Genomic DNA, 19,119 nt, shown 5'->3' with positions numbered 1-19,119 from the left:
GCTTAATCCTCCTTCGCGGCCAGCACGCCGACCGTGCGCTGCGATTTCTTCAGGTATTTGGCGGCGACGGCCTGGATGTCGGCCGGCGTCAGGTGGTCGTAGGCGGCCGGGGCGTCGAACATTTTCTTGTAGTCGCCGAAGAACACCTCGTAGTTGCCCAGCTGCTGGGCCTTGCCGTTGATGGTTTCCTGCTCGCGGTACAGATTGACCAGCTTCTGCTTCTTGACCTTCTGCAGCTCCTCGGCCGTCACGCCATCGCGCACCAGCCGGTCCACTTCGGCCAGCAGCGCCTTTTCCAGCGTGGCGGCATCGGTCTTGGCCGAGGCCACCGCCGACAGGTACAGCAGGCCGGGATCGAAGCCGTCCAGGCTGTTGGCGCTGACCTGGGTCGCCAGCTGCTGCTCGACCAGCGCCTTGTACAGGCGCGAGGTCTTGCCGTCGGCCAGCACGCTTTGCAGCACGTCCAGCGCGTAGTAGTCGGGCGCGCCGGCCTGCGGGATCTTGTAGGCGATGGTCAGGTTGGGCGCGCTGGCCGACGCCTTGGTGACGAACACGCGCCGCTCGCCCGTCTGCGGCGGCTCGACGGTGCGCACCGGCGGCGGCGCCGCGCGCTTCGGAATCGCGCCGAAGTATCGGGTTGCCAGCTGTTTCACCTGGTCGGCCTTGACGTCGCCGACGATCACCGCCACCGCGTTGTTGGGCGCATAATAGGTGCGGAAATAGTGTTCCAGGTCCTGCTGGGTCCAGGCCTTGATGTCGGACTCGTGGCCAATCACCGGCCACGAATACGGATGGGCCAGGAAGGCCACGCTGTTGACCTCCTCGCGCAGCATGCGCAGGTTGGAGTTCTCCAGCCCGGTGCTGCGCTCGGACAGCACCACGCCGCGCTCGCTGGCGACCATCTTCGGGTCGATGCTGAGGTGGGCGATACGGTCGCTCTCCAGCGTGAAGATGGTTTCCAGCGAACTGGCCGGGAACCAGTCCTGGTATACCGTCAGGTCGGTGCTGGTGTAGGCGTTGTTGGAGCCGCCCTTGGCCTCCATCGTGCGGTCGAACATTTTCGGGCCGAAGTTCTGCGAGCCGTTGAACATCATGTGCTCAAAAAAATGCGACAGGCCGGTGATGCCGGGCGCCTCGTTGCGCGAGCCGACCTTCCAGAAGGTGTACATATTGGCGTTGGGGATGGCGTGCGATTCCAGTACGATGAACTTCATGCCGTTGGCCAGCGTGAAGGTCTGCACCTGCTCGGCGGTGACAGCGGCCCGCGCGGGCGCGCCGGCGCCGAGCGCCAGCGCCAGACCGGCGGCCAAAACTTTCCATTTCATGAGCGCTCCTGAGTGAGAGAAGCGTCAAGCATACAACTTTTTGACAACTATTTGCGAATGGCAAGTTTAGCGGCTAGCATGGAGCCAACAACAACTGGGAGCGAGCAATGGAAAAACCAATGAACTGGGTCGAGCACGAACTGAGCATGACCGTGCTGATGACGCCCGACATGGCCAATTTCTCCGGCAACGTCCACGGCGGCACCATCCTCAAGTACCTGGACAGCGTGGCCTACGCCTGTGCCAGCCGCTATTCGGGCAGCTATGTGGTGACGCTGTCGGTCGACCAGGTGATGTTCCTGCAGCCGATCCACGTCGGCGAGCTGGTCACCTTCCTGGCGTCGATCAACTACACCGGCAACACCTCGATGGAGGTCGGCATCCGCGTGGTGACCGAGAACATCCAGCAGCGCCTGGTGCGCCACGCTAACAGCTGCTATTTCACCATGGTGGCGGTGGACAAGGACCGCAAGCCGGTCAAGGTGCCGACGCTGGTGCCGGAAACCGAGGAGCAGAAGCAGCGCTGGGAACAGGCGGTGCTGCGCAAGCAGGCGCGCCAGATGGTGCACGGCAACCGCAAGCAATGAAACGGCGCGCGCTGATGCTGGCGGCGCTGGCCGCCGCCGGCCGGGCGCTGGCGGGCGAGCCGGCCGGGCGCGACATCATCGCCGATGTCAGCCGCATTGTCGCGCCGCGCGGCGTGCAGGAAAATTTCACGCTGCGCATCGGCGGCATCGACCAGTGGCTGTACACGCGCGGGCAGGACCGCGGCAATCCGCTGCTGCTGTTCGTGCACGGCGGCCCGGCCTCGCCCAGCGCGCCCACCATGTGGTTGTACCAGCGGCCGCTGGAGGAATACTTTACCGTGGTCAATTACGACCAGCGCGGCGCCGGCCGCACCTATCTGGACAACGACGCGGCGACGGTCGGGCCGACGCTGCGCATCGACCGGTTTGTCGAGGACGCGGTGGAGATCGCGCGCGCGGTGGCGCGGCGCTATGGCAAGCGCAAGGTGATTCTGGTCGGGCATAGCTGGGGCACCGTGGTGGGCATGCGCGCGGTGCTGGCGCATCCGGAGCTGTTCCATGCGTATGTGGGCATCGGGCAGGTGATCAGCATGCGCGACAACGAGAAGCTCAGCTTCGATTTCGCCCTGGCGCAGGCGCGCAAGGAAAACAACCGGCAGGCGATTGAGGAACTGGAGTCGATCGCGCCGTATCCGGGCGATACGCCGATCACGCGCGAGCGCATCGTCAAGGAGCGCACCTGGGCGCAGCATTATGGCGGGCTGGCGGCGTATCGCGGCGACTTCGCCTACTACTTCAACGCGCCGCTGTTGTCGCCGGAGTACGACGCGGCGGCCATCGCCGCCATCGACAAGGGCAGCCAGTTGACGCTGGAACGCGTGCTGCAGGAGTGGCTGGCGGTGGACTTCAAGCCGGTCACGCGCTTCCCGGTGCCGGTCATCATGTTCATGGGCCGCCACGATTACACCACGCCGTCCGCACCGACCGCCGCGTGGCTGGCCAAGGTGAGGGCGCCCTACAAGAAGGCCGTGTGGTTCGAGAACGCCGCGCACCTGGTGCAGTTCGAGGAGCCGGGCAAGACGCTGGTCAGCCTGCTCGACTACGTGCGCCCGCTGGCCAAGGACTGAGGAGCATATACCCCCCTCTATTTTTTTCGGCCTCTAAAAACTCTAAAAGCTCTAAAACGCTAGATTTCGAACTATTTCGCTAGATTTCACTCTAAAACAGAGAGTGCTTTTAGACGAAATAGAGCAAATAGAGCAAATTAGAGCGAGCAACATCCTATTTTTAGAGTGATCTCTATCGAAATAGAGCGAATTAGAGCGAATTAGAACAAATAGAGTTTTTAGAGGGGATAAAAAAATGGAGCACCCAGACCACCCGATCGGCAACATGCACCTGCCGAGCAGAGTATTCATGGCACTGACTGGGCATGTGGGCGAGGGCTACTATGGCCCCCAATCTGAAGCAGCGCTCTGCGCGCTGATTCGGCAGTGGGTAGCCACCACGCCCCCGGCGCATAGCCCGTCGAATGGCATGGACGAAGAGGCGGGCGGGCCGAACGCCAGCGCCATTGACCAACCCCCGGTCGCCGCCTCATCCGCTGCGAGCCCGCCTGTCGTGGACGTCAGCCGTGGCTACCAATGGAAAGACCTCTTCCTGCCCAACGGGACGGAACTGCGCGTCATCTATGGCGGCCGCTCCCTCTACGCCACCGTGGAAGACGAACAAATCGTCGGCGACAACGGCCCCACCACACCCTCGCGCCTCGCCAACCGCCAGGGCTGCGGCACGCGCAATGCCTGGCAAGCGGTTTGGCTGCGCATGCCCGGAAGAGCACGCTGGCAGCGCGCCGCCGACTGTCGGCGCCAGGCTGCGATACCGTTCAGTTAAACATGTCGTTCCGGCGCAGGCCGGAACCCATGGAACATACGCATGCCATAACGCATGCGAAGTATGGATTCCGGCGTCCGCCGGAATGACAAATCAGGCGCCAACTGAACGGCATCAACCTCAGGCTGGCAACGCCGTCTTGCCGCGGCGGGTCAGGAACACCAGGCCGGCCGCCACCACCGATGCCGCCGCCAGCGCGTACAGCCCGCCCTGGATCGAACCGGTCCTCTGCTCCAGGTAGCCGAAGGTGGCCGGCGCCACGAAGCCGCCCAGGTTGCCCAGCGAGTTGATCAGCGCGATCACCGCTGCCGCGATGCGGCTGTCCAGATAGCCCTGCGGAATCGGCCAGAACAACGACGAGGCCGCCTTGAAGCCAATGCCGGCAAAGCAGATCGCCACGAACGCGAACACCGGCCCGCCGGTGGTGGAGGCGAACATGCCGCACGCCGCCACGATCAGCGCCACCGCCACCCACGCCTGCTGGTGGCGGTACTTCTGCGCCAGCGCCGCAAACATGTACATGGCCGCGATCGAAATGATCCACGGAATCGAGTTAAACAGGCCGATCTGGAACTCCGAAAAATGCCCCATCTTCTTGATGATGCTCGGCAGCCAGAACGTCGCGCCATAAATCGTCAGCTGGATCGCGAAATAGATGAAGCAGAACAGCGCGATGCGGCCATCCTTGAGCAGCGTGAACATGCTGGCGTGCGGCGGCCGGTTGGCGTCGCGCTCCTTCTTCTCGGCCTCGATGACCGCCGCCAGCGCGCCGCGCTCGGCTGCCGTCAGCCACTTGGCGTCCTGCGGCCTGGAATCGAGGAAGAACCAGACCACGAAGCACAGCGCCACCGACGCCAGCCCCTCGATGATGAACATCCACTGCCAGCCATGGAAGCCGCCGCCGTCGATCGACAGCAGCGCCCCCGACAGCGGCCCCGACATCACCGACGCCAGCGCCGAGCCGCTGAGGAAGATCGCCATCGCCTTGCCGCGCTCCGCGTTCGGCAGCCATTGCGTGAAGTAGTACACCACGCCCGGAAAGAACCCGGCCTCGGCCACGCCGAGCAGGAAGCGCATCACATAGAACGACGTCTCGCCCTGCACGAAGGCCATGCCGGTGGCCACCACGCCCCAGCTGGCCATGATGCGGGTCAGCCAGGCCTTGGCGCCGAAGCGCTGCTGCAGGATGTTGGACGGCACCTCGAACAGCGCGTAGGCCAGGAAGAATACGCCGGCGCCGAAGCCGAACGCCGCCGCGCCGATGCCCAGGTCCTTCTCCAGGTGGGTGCGCACGAAGCCGATGTTCACGCGGTCTATGTAGTTGGCGATAAACATCACCACAAACAGCGGCAGGATGCGCCATTTGACCTTGCTGACGGCGCTGTCGAGCACCGTGGGCGCGGCAAGCGCGCCGCCGCCGGTGGTGGTGGAAGCGGTGGTAGTCATGCTAGTCTCCTTATACTGGTTCTGATGATTGTTGTTAGCGAACCATGCAAGGCATCTTGTTGTTGAACTTCCAGCCCGGGATCAGGTACTGCATCGCCACCGCGTCGTCGCGCGCGCCCAGCCCCATGTTGTTGTACAGGTGGTGGGCCGCCTCGATGGCGGCCATGTCGATCTCCACGCCGAGGCCGCCGCGTTGCGGCACCTGCACCATGCCGCCGCGGATCTGCAGCGGATTGCGCGTCAGGTGCTGGCCGTCCTGCCAGATCCAGTGGGTGTCGATGGCGGTGATGTCGCCCGGCGCGGCCGCCGCCACGTGGGTGAACATGGCCAGCGAGATGTCGAAGTGGTTGTTCGAGTGCGAACCCCAGGTCAGGCCCCACTCGTGGCACATTTGCGCCACCCGCACCGAACCCTGCATGGTCCAGAAGTGCGGGTCGGCCAGCGGAATGTCGACCGACTGCAACTGGATCGCGTGGCGCATCTCGCGCCAGTCGGTGGCCACCATGTTGGTGGCCGTCAGCAGGCCGGTGGCGCGGCGGAACTCGGCCATCACCTCGCGTCCCGAGTAGCCGTTCTCGGCGCCGCACGGGTCCTCGGCGTAGGCCAGCACGTCGCCCATGTCGCGGCACAGGCGGATGGCGTCGCGCAGCAGCCAGCCGCCGTTCGGGTCGAGCGTCACGCGCGCCTGCGGGAAGCGCTCATGCAGCGCCGTCACCGCCTCGATCTCCTCCTCGCCGCGGAACACGCCGCCCTTGAGCTTGAAGTCGTTGAAACCGTAGCGCGCGTACGCCGCCTCGGCCAGCCGCACCACCGCGTCCGCCGTCAGCGCCGGCTCGGTGCGCAGGCGCGCCCAGTCGTCGTCGGCGTCGGCCGGCACGCCGGCGTAGGGCAGGTCGGTGCGCGCGCGGTCGCCGATGTAGAACAGATAGCCCAGCATCTCGACCTCGCTGCGCTGCTGGCCCTGGCCGAGCAGCGCCGCCACCGGCACGTTGAGGAACTGGCCCAGCAGGTCGAGCAGCGCCGACTCCAGCGCCGTCACCGCGTGCACCGCCACCCGCAGGTCGAAGGTCTGCAGGCCGCGGCCGCCGGCGTCGCGGTCGGCAAAGGCGCTGCGGGCGGCGTTGAGGATGGCGTTGTAGTTGCCGACCGGCTGCTGCAACAGCAGCGGGCGGGCGTCCTCCAGCGTCTGGCGGATCTTCTCGCCGCCCGGCACCTCGCCGACGCCGGTGTGGCCCAGGCTGTCGGTCAGGAGCACCAGGTTGCGGGTGAAATACGGGCCGTGGGCGCCGCTCAGGTTCAGCAGCATGCTGTCGCGGCCGGCGACCGGGATGACGCGCATGGCAACGATGCGCGGGGTGTCAGAAGCAGGGTGGGTCATGGTGTCTCCAATAATGATTGCGCTGTCATTCGGGATCTTAGCCCGTGTACCGCGCCAGATCAAGCAAAACCTGCGGCCGTGTGCGGCGCAAAAATGATAGAAAATGATGTGCGATGCTATAATCGCACATCACCACTTACCATTGACACCATGGACAAGACCGCATTGCGCCGGCTGCGCACCGCCGGCGGCGAGCTCAGCGTCAGCGGCGCCACGCTGGCCGACGTCGCCCGCGTGGCCGGCGTGTCGCCGATCACCGTGTCGCGCGCGCTCAACCAGCCGCAGCTGGTGCGGCCGCACACGCTGGCGCGGGTGCAGGCCGCCGTGACCGAGACCGGCTACGTCAGGAGCCTGCAGGGCGGCGCGCTGGCGGCCGCGCGCAGCCGGCTGGTGTCGCTGGTGTTGCCAAGCATCGGCACGCCGATCTTCGCCGACATGGTGCAGGCCGCCAGCGAGCAGTTGACCGCGGCCGGCTACCAGGTGCTGCTCGGCCTGTCGAGCTACGAGGCGTGGCGCGAGGAACTGCTGGTCGACACCATCCTCAGCCGGCGGCCGGACGGCGTCATCCTGACCGGCGCGCTGCACACCGACCACACGCGGCGCCGGCTGCAGGCCGCGCGCGTGCCGGTGGTCGAGACCTGGGACCTGACGCCGTCGCCGGTCGACATGATGGTCGGCTTTTCGCACGAGGAGGTCGGCCACGCCATCGCCCGCCACCTGCTGGAGCGCGGCTACCGCCGCATCGCCATCCTGGCGGTGGACGACCCGCGCGCCGCGCGCCGCAACCAGGGGCTGCAGGCCGGCCTGTCGCGCCACGGCGTCGCGGTCGCCGCGCTCGAGGTGATGCCGCTGCCGTCGACCTTCGCGCTCGGGCGCGACGGCCTGGCGGCGCTGCTGGCGCGCCAGCCCGACCTCGACGCCGTCGTCTGCAGCTCCGACACGCTGGCGCACGGCGTGCTGACCGAGGCCATCGCGCGCGGCCTGGCGGTGCCGGCGCGGCTGGCGGTGATCGGCTTCGGCGACCTCAATTTCGCCGCCCGCACCCATCCGCCGCTTTCGACGGTGCGGGTGGATGGCGCGAATATCGGCCGCAGGGCCGCGCAAGCCATCCTCGACCGCATCGACGGCAAAGCGGTGCCGGCCCAGACCGACACCGGCTTCGCGCTGGTACAGCGCGGCAGCACCTGAGCAACGGCGGAGCGCGGCATGGAAAGCAAACCCATCAACGCGGGCCAGCTGCGCGCCATCGGCTACGACCCGCGCGAGCGCCTGCTGCGCGCCGAGCTGGAAGACCTGTTCCAGCCGCCAGCCGACAACTAGCGCCGGCCGCCGAATCCGATTGAATCCGCTCCCCCGCTGTGGTTTAATCAGGCGATACCCACCTGACACAACGCCATGACCGACGCCCGCCAGCCGCCCGCCGCCCCCTCCACCCCCGCCTGCCGCGTCGAGCGTTCGCCGGTGCACGGCAACGGCGTGTTCGCCAACCGCGCCATCGCCCCGGGCGAGCGCATCATCCAGTACGCCGGCCGCGAGATCAGCTGGGACGAGGCGCAGGCGCGCGCCGCCGCGCAGGGCGGGCCGCACAACCACACTTTCTTCTTCAGCCTGGCCAACGGCAATGTCGTCGACGGCGGCGACCACGGCAACGACGCCCGCTACATCAACCACTCGTGCGAGCCGAACTGCGAAGCCATCGAGGAAGACGACGGCACCATCCACATCTACGCGCTGCAGCCGATCGCCCAGGACGAGGAGCTCAGCTATTCCTACCCGCTGATCTACGAGGGCCGCCACACGCCGGCCATCAAGCGCGCCTTCGCCTGCCGCTGCGGCGCCGCCAACTGCAGCGGCACCATGCTGGCGCCCAAGCCGCGCCGGCGCCGGCCGCAGCCCCAGGCTACGCCGGCAGCGGAGCGCGGTGCCGCGCCAGCAACTGTTCAAACTCCGCCGCCGGCAGCGCCGGGCTGAAATAATAGCCCTGGATCTCGTCGCAGCCGTGGCGGCGCAGATACGCCAGCTGCGCCGCCGTCTCCACCCCCTCGGCGATCACGCGCAGCTTCAGGTTGTGCGCCAGCGCGATGATCGACACCACGATGGCCGCCTCGTCGCCGTCGCCGATGTCGCTGACGAACGAGCGGTCGATCTTCAGCACATCGATGGGGAAGTGGCGCAGGTACGAAAAACTCGAATAGCCGGTGCCGAAATCGTCGATCGACAGCGCCACCCCCAGCCCCTTCAGCTTGTGCAGCAGCTCGACCGCCTGCGTCACGTCGTGCATGAACAGGCCCTCGGTCAGCTCGATGTCGAGGCAGGCCGGCGGCAGGCCGGTGTCGCCCAGCACCGCGCCGATGTCGGCCACCAGTTGCGGCGCGCCGAACTGGCGCGGCGACAGGTTGACCGCCACCCGCAGCGGCCCGTGGCCGGCGTCCAGCCAGGCGCGCGCCTGGGCGCAGGCGGCGCGCAGCACCCAGGCGCCGATCTCGACGATGAGGCCGGTCTCCTCGGCCAGGCCGATGAAGCGCTGCGGCGCCACCATGCCCAGTTCCGGATGGCGCCAGCGCAGCAGCGCCTCCATGCCGACCACGCGGCCGCTGGCCAGCTCCACCTGCGGCTGGTAATGCAGCACGAACTCGCGCCGCTCCAGCGCGCTGCGCAGCGCGCCCTCGATGCGCAGCCGCTCGCGCGCTTCCTCGTTCATGGCCGGCTCGTAGAACTGCACGCGGTTGCGGCCCAGCTTCTTGGCGCGGTACATGGCGATGTCGGCGTGCTCGATCAGGCGCTGGGCCGAGGTGCCGTCCACGCCGTACACCGCCACGCCGATCGAGCAGGTGACGATGAATTCCTTGCCCTCCAACATCACCGGCTGCGTCACCGCGCGCATGATGCGCTGCGCCCCGTCGGCCGACAAGGCGCGCTCCGGGTACTCGGTCAGGATGGCCACGAACTCGTCGCCCGACAGGCGCGCCACGGTGTCGCTGTCGCGCACGCTGTCGCGCAGGCGCTGCGCCACCGTCTGCAGCAGCAGGTCGCCGGCTTTGTGGCCCAGGCTGTCGTTGACGAACTTGAAGCGGTCGAGGTCGATCAGCAGCACCCACAGCGGCTTGCCGCTGCGGTTGGCCAGGGCCACCGCCTGGCGCAGCCGGTCCTGCAGCAGCGTGCGGTTGGGCAGGCCGGTCAGCGCGTCGTGGTGGGCGATGTGCTGGATGCGCTGCTCGGCCAGCTTGCGCTCGGTGATCTCGGTGCCGGTGCCGCGGTAGCCGCGGAACTGGCCGGCGCGGTCGAACACCGGCTCGCCGCTGGTGCTGAACCAGTGGGTCTGGCCGTCCAGCCCGACCAGCGCGTATTCGAGGTTGGCGAACGGCAGGTGCGCCGCCAGCAGCGCCTGGTGCTCGCGGCCCTGGCGCGTGTCCCACTGGTCCGGATGCAGCTCCCAGCGCGTTTTGCCGATGAACAGCGCCGGGTCCTGCTTGCCCTTGTCGAAAAAGCCGCCGGTGATGTGGGTGAAGCGGAACTGCGCGTCCTGCTCCCAGTACCAGTCCGACGACAGCGCCAGCAGCCGGCGGAAGCGGTGCTCGCTCTCCTGCAGCGCCTCCTCGGTGCGCTTGCGCGCGGCCACGTCCTCGGCCAGCTTGTCGTGGCTCCGCTTGAGCGCGGCGGTGCGCTCCTCCACCAGCCGCTGCACCCGCGCCGAGCGCCGCGCCAGCGACTGCACGAAGGCCGCCGTCAGCAGCGTGAACAGCAGGCCGCCGACCAGCGTCGACAGCGAGCCGAGGTGGGCCGGCAGGAACGGCCGCGGAAGCGGCGTCAGCTGCACGTGCCAGGTCTTGCCGGCGGCGCTGAAGCTGTTGACCTGCGGCGCGCGGTAATCCAGCCCCAGCCAGCGCCGCAGCGCCGCCGTGCCGTCGCCCATGGCGCCGCCCGCGTGGGCGCCGTCGCCCGGATCGCGGCCGTGCGCGTAGACCAGGTTGGCCGGCCGCAGGTCGGCGCCGATGTAGACCCGCAGCAGCAGCTCGCGGTCGTCCAGCAGGTCGGCCGCCAGCAGGATCTTCTGGATCAGGTCGCCGGAGCGTATCACCACGCTGGTGTTGCCGAGCCAGGCCGCGCGCCGCTGCGCCGCCGTGGCCAGCGCGGCGTCGGCACGGTACACCGGCATCATCATCACGAAGCCCTGCTGCATGGCGCGCTCCTGCGCCAGCCGCATCAGCGGCGTGGTGCGCGGCTGGCCGCTGTCGACCGCCTCGGCGATCGGCCGCGTCATGGCCGGCAGCGAGGCCACGTCCAGCCCGAAGGCGGCCTCGTTGCCTTCCAGCGGCTCCAGGTAGTCGACGATGAGGTGGCGCGCGCGCGGCGCCAGCGGCAGGTCGCCGGCGTCGTGCAGCCGGAAGTCGGGAAAGCGCGCGCGCAGCGCCGCCTGGTGGGCGCGCGCGCCGTCGCCATCCAGCACGCGCTGAAAATTGAAGGCCTGCACGAATGGATAGCGCTCCAGCAGCGGCCGGGTGAAGCTGGCGAACTGCTCGCGGTCGACCACGCCGACCGCCGTGAACAGGCTGTTGAGGATGGCCACCAGGCCCAGCGCGTCGTCCATGCCGCGCTGGATCGCCGCCGCCCGCACCTGGCCGCGCTGCTGCACGCTGAGCTCCATCTTGCTGTACTCGAGCGCGCCGACTGCCACGCACAGCAGCGCCGTCACGGCGCAGCCGCTGAGCAGGGTCAGCGCGGCGGCCAGCGACAGCCGGCGCGGCGATGGCTTGCGGAAGGACGACATGGCGCGCTTTCCATGGGCAAGGTGGAAGGGGCGCGGGCGGGGGCGGGGACCGCGGGGGGATCCGGCCTAGTGTGTCACAAAACGTGCCTGCCGGACAGACTCATTTGCTAAATAACCACGCCGGCGCCGGCGCGCCCCGGCCCAGCCGGCGCACCACCCACCATGCCAGCAAACGGTTCAGCAGCGGCAGCGCCAGCCCGCCCGAGCGCGCCACTTGCCGCTGCATCGCGGCGGCCGGCGTCGCGCCGCCGGCCTGCACCGCGAACACGATGTGGTTGTTGCCGGCCATGCCGGGGAAGGTGCAGATGCGGCCGTCGAAGGTCTGGCGCAGGCGCCGCACCATGGCGCGGTAGTGCAGATCGTAGCTGAACAGGTTGGCCGCCAGCACCCCGCCCGGCCGCAGCGCGCGCCGGCAGTCGGCGTAAAAGGCGGCGCTGCCCAGCGCCGGCGGCAGGCCGTCGGCGTCGAAGCCGTCCACCAGCAGCACGTCGGCGCTGCCGGCCAGCTGCGCCATGTGGGCGGCGGCGTCGGCCTGGATCACGCGGAAACGCTCGCTGTCGGGCGGGATGGCGAACTGCTCGCGCAGCGCGATCACCGCCGGATCCAGCTCCAGCACGGTGATGCGGCAGTGCGGCAAATGGCGGTGGCAGAACTTGGCCAGCGAGCCGCCGCCCAGCCCGACCATGACGATGTGCTCGGGGCGCGGATGGAACAGCACGAAGCACATCATCGCGCGGTTGTAGCTGAGCACCAGCGCGTCCGGGCGCGACAGGCGCATCTCGCTTTGCACCTGGCCGGGCTGGAATTCCAGCCGGCGGATGTCGCCGACGGTGCGCACCTGGGGCGGCGGGCGGGAGGCGGGCGTGGTCAAGTTGGTCCGGGGAAGTGGATTTACGTGGGGAATCATAGTAGCATGGCGACAGCACCGAGCCGCCAACCGGCGGCCGCCCTGGAGAGAGAAACGATGTTTTTAGACCACCCTACGCTGACCGCCACCAACAGTTTCACCGAGCCGGACCGCCTGGAGCGCCTGACCCGCGTCTACGGCTACGTGGCGGCGCTGGCCGACCTGGCCGGCAAGCAGAGCTTCATCGAGAAGGTCAGCCAGCTGCACGACCACAAGGGCACGCTGATCGTGTTCTGGCACGACAGCCCGACCGAGGACGAAAAAGCCTTCTTCACCCAGGCCTGGGCCAGCAAGATGGGCGACGGCAGCACCAACGTCGAGCACGAGGTCTGAACCCCGGGACGGCGCGCGCATGGACAGCACCACCCTGGTCCTGGCGCTGGCACTGGGCAATCTGAGCCTGTGCGCGGCGCTGTTCTTTTTTGAGGCCGGCGCGCGCCGCAGCGGCCAGCGCGCCCGCATCCACGCCACCTGGCGGGCCGCCAAGCAATGCCAGGCGCTGGCCTGGCTGCTGCTGTACGGGCGCGGCCAGCTGCCCGACCTGGTCACGCTGCCGCTGGCCAACGCCATTCTGCTGGCCGGCTTCGCGCTGGACGCGGCGGCGCTGTGGGAGCGCGCCGGCCGGCGCGTCTGGCGCCGCTACCTGGTGCCGGCGCTGGGCGCGGCGATCGGCGTCTACGTCACGGTCTGGCTGCTGCGGCTGCCGGCCGGCGTGCGCATCGCCGCCGGCGCCGCCGCCAGCGCGCTGTTCTTCGCCGCCGGCGCCGCCGCGCTGGGGCGCGGCTGGTCGGCCGGCAGCCCGCTGCGGCGCTACCTGGTGCTGCTGATGCTGGCGCTGGCCGGCGTGGTGCTGGCGCGCGGCCTGCTGTCGCTGCCGGCGCTGGCGCCGCTGGTGGCCGCCGCCGGCGTCGAGCCGCTGGCGGTGCAGGCGGCCGGCGGCATCGCGCTGTACCTGATGATGCTGGGCAACGCCTTTGGCTACCTGCTGCTGGCGCGCGAGCACGAGCACGGCGAGCTGGCGCGGCTGGAGGTGGTCGACCCGCTGACCGACGTCCCCAACCGGCGCGGCTTCTACACCGCGCTGACGCCGTGGCTGGCGCTGGCGCGCCGGCCCGGCCTGCCGACCGCGCTGATCATCCTCAATCTCGACCAGTTCAAGCGCGTCAACGACAGCTACGGCCACCCGGCCGGCGACCTGGTGCTCAAGGCCATGGTCGACGTCTGCAAGAAACAGCTGCGCGACTCCGACCAGATGGGCCGTCTGGGCGGCGCCGAGTTTGCCATCCTGCTGCCGCGCACCGGACTGGAGGACGCCGCCATGGTGGCCGAGCGCATCCGCCACGCGGTGGCGGCGCAGCCGGTCAAGGCCGAGAAGGCGGTGATCAACCTCACCGCCAGCCTGGGCGTGACCACCATCCGCGCCGACGACAGCACCGTCAGCCTGTTCAAGCGCGCCGACGAGGCGCTGCGGGCGGCCAAGCAGGCCGGCCGCAACCGCGTCATGGAAGCCGAAGTCATCAAGCTGTAACATAAACAGCTTATCGTGCTTATAATAGTGTAAATCGTTTAGTTAATTCCTATCACATGTACGCTGCCGTCGACCTGGGTTCAAATAGTTTTCGCCTCCACATCGGCAAGCACGATGGCGAGGCCATCCGCGTGCTGAAAAGCGTGCGCGAGCCGATCCGCCTGGCCGCCGGCCTGGACGACCAGGGTAACCTGACGCCGGCCGCCATGCAGAGCGCGCTCAACTGCCTGAAAAACTTCCGCGCCGTGCTGGCCGCCTACAAGCTGGACGCGGTGCGCGTGGTCGCCACCTCGGCCATGCGGGTGGCGCGCAACGCCGCCGCCTTCCTGCCGGAGGCCGAGCTGGCGATCGGCTATCCGATTGAAATCATCTCCGGCGAGGAGGAGGGGCGGCTGATCTACATGGGCGTGGCGCACGCGGTGGCGCTGCCCGGCGAGCGCCGGCTGGTGATCGACATCGGCGGCGGCTCCACCGAGCTGATTCTCGGGCGCGGGCCGGAAATCGAGCGGGTCGAGTCGTTCAGCGTCGGCACCGTCAAGCAAAGCCTGTCGTTCTTCATCGGCGGCCGCGTCGACGCGCCGTCGTTCGAGGCGGCCATCCTGTCGGCGCGCAGCCACTTCGAGGACGCCGCGCCGCCGTACCACCCGCAGTTCTGGAAGCAGTGCTACGGCTCCTCCGGCACCGCCCGCACCATCGCCGACATCATCGTCAAGAACGGCCTGGGGCGCGAGGTCAACGCCCAGTCGCTGGAGGCGCTCAAGCAGCGCTTCATCGACTTTGGCCACGTCAGCAAGATCGACATGGCCGGCCTCAAGCCGGACCGCGCCGGCACCATCATCGGCGGCCTGGCCATCCTGATCGGCCTGGTGCGCGAGCTGGACATCCCGCAGGTGCAGCCGATCGAGGCCGGCCTGCGCATGGGCGTGATGTGGGACCTGCACCTGCGCTCGACCAAGCGCGACCGCCGCGAGCAGTCGGTGCAGGCCTGCATCGAGCGCTTCCACGTCGACCCGCGCCGCGCCAACCGGGTGGCGGTGGACGCGCTGGCGCTGTACGCCCAGACCAAGCCGGCCTCCGACCAGTACCAGCGCCTGCTGTACTGGAGCGCGCTGCTGCACGAGATGGGCATGGTGGTGTCGCACACCGGCTACCACAAGCACGCCGCCTACATCATCGAAAACGCCGACCTGCCGGGCTTCACCGCGCGCGAGCAGCGCACCATGAGCCGCCTGATCGTCGCCCACAAGGGCAATCTGCGCAAGGTGGTGGAGGTGCTGGGCGAGCCCGATTGCGCCCGCGCCATCGTCGCCTTCCGGCTGGCGGTGCTGTTCATGCACTCGCGCATCGACCTGGATTTCACCCAGGTCAAGCTGCGCTACAAGCACCGCATCGAGCTGGAAATCCGCCGCGACTGGGTGGCCGAGCACCCGACGCTGTCCTACTGGCTGGAGAAGGAACAGGAGCAGTGGGACGAAGTGGGTGTAGACTTCCTGATCCGCACCACCGGCTAAAGGAACCCGCCATGTCGTCCAGGATCGCCCGCTACTGCGCTTGCATGCTGCTGGTCCTGGCGTGTCCGGCGGCGGCGCGCGACACCGTCACGCTGTGCTTCGAGGCGCAGGACGTGCTGCCGTGGCGCACCGGGCAGGGCGAGGGCCTGAACTTCGCGCTGCTGAACATGGTGGCGCGCCGGCTCGACCTGCGCTTCGACTACCAGAGCATCCCGTGGAAGCGCTGCCTGGCGCAGCTCAAGGACAACACCGTCGATGGCGCCTTTGCCGTCAGCTACAAGCCGGACCGGCGCGAACTGGGCGCATACCCGGGCGGCGACCAGCCCGACGCCGCCAAGCGCATGCACACCGACCGCTACGTGGTGCTGCGCCGCAAGGGCAGCCAGGTGGCGTGGGACGGCAAGCATTTCAGCCACCTCGATGGCGCCATCGGCTTCCAGCTCGGCTACTCGGTGGGCGACGTGCTGCGCGCGCAGAACCTCGAAGTGGACGAGGGCAGCCAGCGCGCCGACGAGCTGGCGCGCAAGCTGCTCGCCGGCCGCCTGGCGGCAGCGGCCATGGGCGGCAGCGACGCCGCCCACCTGATGCAAGGGCCGCTGGGCGCGCAGCTGGAGCAGCTGCCGATACCCATTATCGAAAAGCCTTACTTCCTGATCCTGTCGCACGCGCTGGTGGCCAACAAGCCGCAGCTGGCGGCGCGCATCTGGGACGCGATCGAACAGGCCCGCAACAGCGCCGAGTACAAAAAGCTGGCGCTGGCCCAGGGAGTGCGCCATTAGCGCCGCGCTGCCCGACGGCGGCGGTCCGCTGACGCAGCTGCGGCTGGCATGGCGGCGCAACATCCTGCTGCGCCTCGGCTTCGCCATTTTCATCGCGGTGGCGCTGTCCACCGCCATCTACACCACCTACGTGATGCGCACCTTGCGCGCCGAGGCCGAGCAGAACCTGCGCGAGCGCGCCGAGCGGCTGGCGGCGGTGCTGTCGCAGGCGCTGGCACGGCCGCTGTTCGACATCAACAGCGCCGCCGTCAACAGCGTGGTCGACGCCTCCGGCGCCACGCCGGAGGTGCTGGTGCTGCGGGTGCTGGCGCCCAACGGCGCCGAGCTGGCCAGCTACGTCTCGCCGCTGAAGGAACCGGTGGCGTCGATCCGCGTGCGGCGCGACATCCAGTTCAGCGACGTGCGCCGCAGCTACCCGGTCGGCGCCATCGAGCTGGCCTACTCGCGCCAGCAGATGGACAGCGACCTCGAACGGCAGATCTTCAACACCGTGGCCGCCAACCTGCTGCTGGCGGCCGGCATCGTGCTGTCGATCTTCCTGGTCGGCCGGCGCGCCGCGCGGCCGTTCGCCGACATCCGCGCCAGCCTGGAAAAGCTGACCCGCGGCGAGACCGACATCAAGCTGTCCGGCATCGGCCGCGAGGACCAGGTGGGGCGGCTGTCGGACGCGGTGCTGCGCTTTCGCGACACGCTGACCCGGCTGCGCGACGCTGAACGCGAACTGCGCAACTTCAACGCCGAGCTGGAACGGCGCATCGGCGAGCGCACGGCCGAACTGACGCACAGCATGGGCCAGCTGCGCGACAGCCAGCACAAGCTGCAGACCATCGTCGACACCGCGCTGGACGCCGTGGTGCGCATGGACCTGGACGGCCGCATCGTCGGCTGGAACCGCCAGGCCGAGGTCATTTTCGGCTGGCGCCGCGACGAGGCGCTGGGGCTGGCGCTGGACAAGACCATCATGCCGCCGCGCTTCCGCTATGAGCACAAGCGCGGCATGCAGCGCTACCTGAACGGCACCGGCGGCGGCGTGCTCGATACCCGCATCGAAGTCTACGCGCTGCGCCGCAACGGCGAGGAATTCCCGATCGAGCTGTCGATCACCCAGGTCAGGACCGAGGAGCGCAACGGCTACGAATTCTGCGCCTTCATCCGCGACATCAGCGAGCGCCGCGAGCGCGAACAGAAGCTGGTGACCGCCAACGTGATGGCGGAGGCGGCCAACATCGCCAAGTCCGAATTCCTGGCCAATATGAGCCACGAGATCCGCACGCCGATGAGCGCCGTCATCGGCATGGCCTACCTGGCGCTGCGCACCGAGCTGACGCCGCGCCAGCACGACTATCTGAGCAAGATCCACCGCGCCGCGCTGACGCTGCTGGGCATCATCAACGACATCCTCGACTTTTCCAAGATCGAGGCCGGGCGGCTGGAGGTGGAGGCCATCCCGTTCGCGCTGGAGGACGTGCTGGCCAACGTCCACAGCGTCACCGCCCAGCGCGCGGCCGACAAGCAGCTGGCCTACGTGACCGAGGTGGCGCCCGGCGTGCCGCGCTACCTGGTGGGCGATCCGCTGCGCCTCGGCCAGGTGCTGATCAACCTGGTCAACAACGCCGTCAAGTTCACGCTGGAGGGCGGGCTGGAACTGCGCTGCGCGCTGCAGGGCGGCGAGGCCGATGGCCGGGTGCTGCTGCGCTTCACGGTGCGCGACACCGGCATCGGCATGACGCCGCAGCAGAAATCGCGCCTGTTCCGCGCCTTCAGCCAGGCCAACGGCTCCACCACGCGCCAGTACGGCGGCACCGGCCTGGGGCTGTCGATCTCGCAGCAGCTGGTGCGTCTGATGGGCGGCAACATCGAGGTGCGCAGCGAGGTGGATCACGGCTCGAGCTTCGAGTTCGACCTGCCGTTCGCGCTGTCCGACGCGGCGGCGCTGTCGGTGCAGGCGGCGCTGCATCACGGTCCGTCCGCCGCCGCCGCCGCGCCGGACGCCGGCCAGCGCCGCGCCGCGCGCGTGCTGCTGGCCGAGGACAGCCCGGACAACCAGGACGTCACGCGCGAGCTGCTGGAATTGCAAGGCCTGACGGTGGACGTGGCGGCCAACGGCCGCGAGGCGGTCGCGCGCATCACGGCGGACAACGCGCCGGCCTACGACCTGGTGCTGATGGACCTCGGCATGCCGGAAATGGACGGCCACGAAGCCACCCGCCTGCTGCGCGCCGACGCCCGCTACGCCGAATTGCCGATCATCGCCGTCACCTCGCACGCGGTGGCCGGCGTGCAGGCGCGCTGCCTGGAGGAGGGCATGCAGGACTACGTCACCAAGCCGATCGACCCGCAGCGCCTGTACCGCGTGCTGTCACGCTGGCTCGGCATGCCGATGCAGGCGCTGCCGCCGCTGCCGCCGGCGCCGACGCCGGGCACCGACGGCACCGACGGCACCACGCAGCCGGCCGAGGCGCGCCAGGCGCTCAAGGAACTGGCCGCGCTGGTAGCGGACTTCAGCGGTGAAAGCACCGACTACTTTGCCCACAGCCGTGGCGCGCTGGCCACGCTGCTGTCGCCGCGCCAGATGGCGCGGCTGGATCACCACATGGCGCAATACGAATACGAGGCAGCCGGCAAACTGCTGGCCGAGGCCATTCACCAACAGGAGGCTACATGAATGCAATTCATCGGGCGACGGTGCTGATCGTCGACGACACGCCGGACAACATCACCTTGCTGGCCAATCTGCTGAAGGACAAATACCACACCAAGGTCGCCACCAACGGCGCTACCGCCTTGCAGATCGTGGCTTCCTCGAAAATTGACCTCGTCCTGCTGGATATCATGATGCCGGACATGGACGGCATCGAAACCTGTCGCCGGCTCAAAGCGGATCCGGCCAGTGCATCAATTCCAGTCATCTTCCTGACCGCCAAAAATCTGCAGGAAGACGAAGCTTTGGGGCGCGACGCCGGTGCGGTAGACTTCCTGCGCAAGCCAGTCAATCCCGATTTGCTATTCGCGCGCGTCGCCGCGCACTTGAAATGATATATACTGTTTATATTGTTG

At 68.4% G+C, this 19,119-nt stretch carries 16 protein-coding genes; 11 read left to right on the top strand and 5 right to left on the bottom strand.

Annotated elements, in window-relative coordinates:
• Nucleotides 1-2 precede the first annotated feature (2 nt).
• Nucleotides 3-1,325 (bottom strand): pitrilysin family protein, encoded by a 1,323-nt coding sequence (locus FHW58_RS10615; RefSeq protein ID WP_179672969.1) that lies wholly within the window; start codon nucleotides 1,323-1,325, stop codon nucleotides 3-5.
• A 119-nt stretch (nucleotides 1,326-1,444) separates the two neighbouring features.
• On the opposite strand from FHW58_RS10615, the gene FHW58_RS10610 reads away from it, so the two are divergent.
• The 3 genes from FHW58_RS10610 to FHW58_RS10600 all read left to right on the top strand — a co-directional run bounded on the left by FHW58_RS10610 (nucleotide 1,445) and on the right by FHW58_RS10600 (nucleotide 3,745).
• Nucleotides 1,445-1,912: an acyl-CoA thioesterase gene (locus FHW58_RS10610; RefSeq protein ID WP_179673373.1), complete on the top strand. Its 468-nt coding sequence runs from the start codon at nucleotides 1,445-1,447 to the stop codon at nucleotides 1,910-1,912.
• Nucleotides 1,909-2,979 (top strand): alpha/beta hydrolase, encoded by a 1,071-nt coding sequence (locus FHW58_RS10605; RefSeq protein ID WP_179672968.1) that lies wholly within the window; start codon nucleotides 1,909-1,911, stop codon nucleotides 2,977-2,979. Before FHW58_RS10610 ends, FHW58_RS10605 begins: the two co-directional genes overlap by 4 nt.
• A gap of 235 nt (nucleotides 2,980-3,214) precedes the next feature.
• Entirely contained in the window at nucleotides 3,215-3,745 is a 531-nt protein-coding gene (locus FHW58_RS10600) for a hypothetical protein (RefSeq protein WP_229265122.1), read from the top strand.
• A 120-nt stretch (nucleotides 3,746-3,865) separates the two neighbouring features.
• Here the strand turns inward: FHW58_RS10600 and FHW58_RS10595 are convergent, their stop codons facing one another.
• Entirely contained in the window at nucleotides 3,866-5,191 is a 1,326-nt protein-coding gene (locus FHW58_RS10595) for an MFS transporter (protein WP_179672967.1), read from the bottom strand.
• Between the two features lie 34 nt (nucleotides 5,192-5,225).
• On the bottom strand, nucleotides 5,226-6,569 hold the full coding sequence (gudD, locus tag FHW58_RS10590; protein ID WP_179672966.1) for a glucarate dehydratase: 1,344 nt from the start codon (nucleotides 6,567-6,569) through the stop codon (nucleotides 5,226-5,228).
• A gap of 150 nt (nucleotides 6,570-6,719) precedes the next feature.
• Here gudD and FHW58_RS10585 point away from each other — a divergent pair, with 150 nt between their 5' ends.
• Together FHW58_RS10585 and FHW58_RS10580 are read left to right on the top strand one after the other, a co-directional pair.
• On the top strand, nucleotides 6,720-7,757 hold the full coding sequence (locus FHW58_RS10585) for a LacI family DNA-binding transcriptional regulator (RefSeq protein WP_179672965.1): 1,038 nt from the start codon (nucleotides 6,720-6,722) through the stop codon (nucleotides 7,755-7,757).
• A gap of 207 nt (nucleotides 7,758-7,964) precedes the next feature.
• Nucleotides 7,965-8,540, top strand: coding sequence for an SET domain-containing protein (locus tag FHW58_RS10580; protein ID WP_179672964.1), 576 nt, complete (start codon nucleotides 7,965-7,967; stop codon nucleotides 8,538-8,540).
• On the opposite strand, the gene FHW58_RS10575 is transcribed toward FHW58_RS10580, so the two are convergent.
• Nucleotides 8,470-11,337: an EAL domain-containing protein gene (locus tag FHW58_RS10575; protein ID WP_179672963.1), complete on the bottom strand. Its 2,868-nt coding sequence runs from the start codon at nucleotides 11,335-11,337 to the stop codon at nucleotides 8,470-8,472. The genes FHW58_RS10580 and FHW58_RS10575 overlap by 71 nt on opposite strands.
• A 100-nt stretch (nucleotides 11,338-11,437) precedes the next feature.
• The gene (locus FHW58_RS10570; protein WP_229265121.1) at nucleotides 11,438-12,208 is read right to left on the bottom strand and encodes a fused MFS/spermidine synthase; all 771 of its coding nucleotides are present in this window, start codon (nucleotides 12,206-12,208) and stop codon (nucleotides 11,438-11,440) included.
• Nucleotides 12,209-12,301: 93 nt separating this feature from the next.
• On the opposite strand from FHW58_RS10570, the gene FHW58_RS10565 reads away from it, so the two are divergent.
• The 6 genes from FHW58_RS10565 to FHW58_RS10540 all read left to right on the top strand — a co-directional run bounded on the left by FHW58_RS10565 (nucleotide 12,302) and on the right by FHW58_RS10540 (nucleotide 19,098).
• Complete coding sequence (locus FHW58_RS10565; RefSeq protein WP_179672961.1) at nucleotides 12,302-12,577, top strand: hypothetical protein; 276 nt, start codon at nucleotides 12,302-12,304, stop codon at nucleotides 12,575-12,577.
• Between the two features lie 19 nt (nucleotides 12,578-12,596).
• Nucleotides 12,597-13,772 carry a diguanylate cyclase gene (locus FHW58_RS10560; protein ID WP_179672960.1) on the top strand — a complete coding sequence of 392 codons (1,176 nt, stop codon included), beginning with the start codon at nucleotides 12,597-12,599 and terminating at the stop codon, nucleotides 13,770-13,772.
• Between the two features lie 56 nt (nucleotides 13,773-13,828).
• On the top strand, nucleotides 13,829-15,283 hold the full coding sequence (locus FHW58_RS10555; RefSeq protein WP_179672959.1) for a Ppx/GppA phosphatase family protein: 1,455 nt from the start codon (nucleotides 13,829-13,831) through the stop codon (nucleotides 15,281-15,283).
• A gap of 11 nt (nucleotides 15,284-15,294) precedes the next feature.
• Nucleotides 15,295-16,062 carry an ABC transporter substrate-binding protein gene (locus tag FHW58_RS10550; RefSeq protein ID WP_179672958.1) on the top strand — a complete coding sequence of 256 codons (768 nt, stop codon included), beginning with the start codon at nucleotides 15,295-15,297 and terminating at the stop codon, nucleotides 16,060-16,062.
• Nucleotides 16,063-16,159: 97 nt separating this feature from the next.
• A complete protein-coding gene (locus tag FHW58_RS10545; protein ID WP_179672957.1) occupies nucleotides 16,160-18,727 on the top strand; it encodes an ATP-binding protein in 2,568 nt (855 codons plus the stop codon).
• Nucleotides 18,724-19,098, top strand: coding sequence for a response regulator (locus tag FHW58_RS10540; protein WP_179672956.1), 375 nt, complete (start codon nucleotides 18,724-18,726; stop codon nucleotides 19,096-19,098). The genes FHW58_RS10545 and FHW58_RS10540 overlap by 4 nt, the downstream gene beginning before the upstream one ends.
• The last annotated feature ends 21 nt before the right edge of the window (nucleotides 19,099-19,119 follow it).

This window comes from Duganella sp. 1224 (genome assembly GCF_013408245.1).
GTDB lineage: Bacteria > Pseudomonadota > Gammaproteobacteria > Burkholderiales > Burkholderiaceae_D > Rugamonas.
The sequence above is the reverse complement of the archived record's forward strand: the minus strand, read 5'-3'. Positions and strand labels throughout refer to the sequence as shown.

What these genes read in the sequence shown, in the direction of transcription:
- FHW58_RS10615 (WP_179672969.1), bottom strand. Translation starts at nt 1,325, where the DNA reads ATGAAATGGAAAGTTTTGGCCGCCGGTCTGGCGCTGGCGCTCGGCGCC.
- FHW58_RS10610 (WP_179673373.1), top strand. Translation starts at nt 1,445, where the DNA reads ATGAACTGGGTCGAGCACGAACTGAGCATGACCGTGCTGATGACGCCC.
- FHW58_RS10605 (WP_179672968.1), top strand. Translation starts at nt 1,909, where the DNA reads ATGAAACGGCGCGCGCTGATGCTGGCGGCGCTGGCCGCCGCCGGCCGG.
- FHW58_RS10600 (WP_229265122.1), top strand. Translation starts at nt 3,215, where the DNA reads ATGGAGCACCCAGACCACCCGATCGGCAACATGCACCTGCCGAGCAGA.
- FHW58_RS10595 (WP_179672967.1), bottom strand. Translation starts at nt 5,191, where the DNA reads ATGACTACCACCGCTTCCACCACCACCGGCGGCGGCGCGCTTGCCGCG.
- gudD (WP_179672966.1), bottom strand. Translation starts at nt 6,569, where the DNA reads ATGACCCACCCTGCTTCTGACACCCCGCGCATCGTTGCCATGCGCGTC.
- FHW58_RS10585 (WP_179672965.1), top strand. Translation starts at nt 6,720, where the DNA reads ATGGACAAGACCGCATTGCGCCGGCTGCGCACCGCCGGCGGCGAGCTC.
- FHW58_RS10580 (WP_179672964.1), top strand. Translation starts at nt 7,965, where the DNA reads ATGACCGACGCCCGCCAGCCGCCCGCCGCCCCCTCCACCCCCGCCTGC.
- FHW58_RS10575 (WP_179672963.1), bottom strand. Translation starts at nt 11,337, where the DNA reads ATGTCGTCCTTCCGCAAGCCATCGCCGCGCCGGCTGTCGCTGGCCGCC.
- FHW58_RS10565 (WP_179672961.1), top strand. Translation starts at nt 12,302, where the DNA reads ATGTTTTTAGACCACCCTACGCTGACCGCCACCAACAGTTTCACCGAG.
- FHW58_RS10560 (WP_179672960.1), top strand. Translation starts at nt 12,597, where the DNA reads ATGGACAGCACCACCCTGGTCCTGGCGCTGGCACTGGGCAATCTGAGC.
- FHW58_RS10555 (WP_179672959.1), top strand. Translation starts at nt 13,829, where the DNA reads ATGTACGCTGCCGTCGACCTGGGTTCAAATAGTTTTCGCCTCCACATC.
- FHW58_RS10550 (WP_179672958.1), top strand. Translation starts at nt 15,295, where the DNA reads ATGTCGTCCAGGATCGCCCGCTACTGCGCTTGCATGCTGCTGGTCCTG.
- FHW58_RS10540 (WP_179672956.1), top strand. Translation starts at nt 18,724, where the DNA reads ATGAATGCAATTCATCGGGCGACGGTGCTGATCGTCGACGACACGCCG.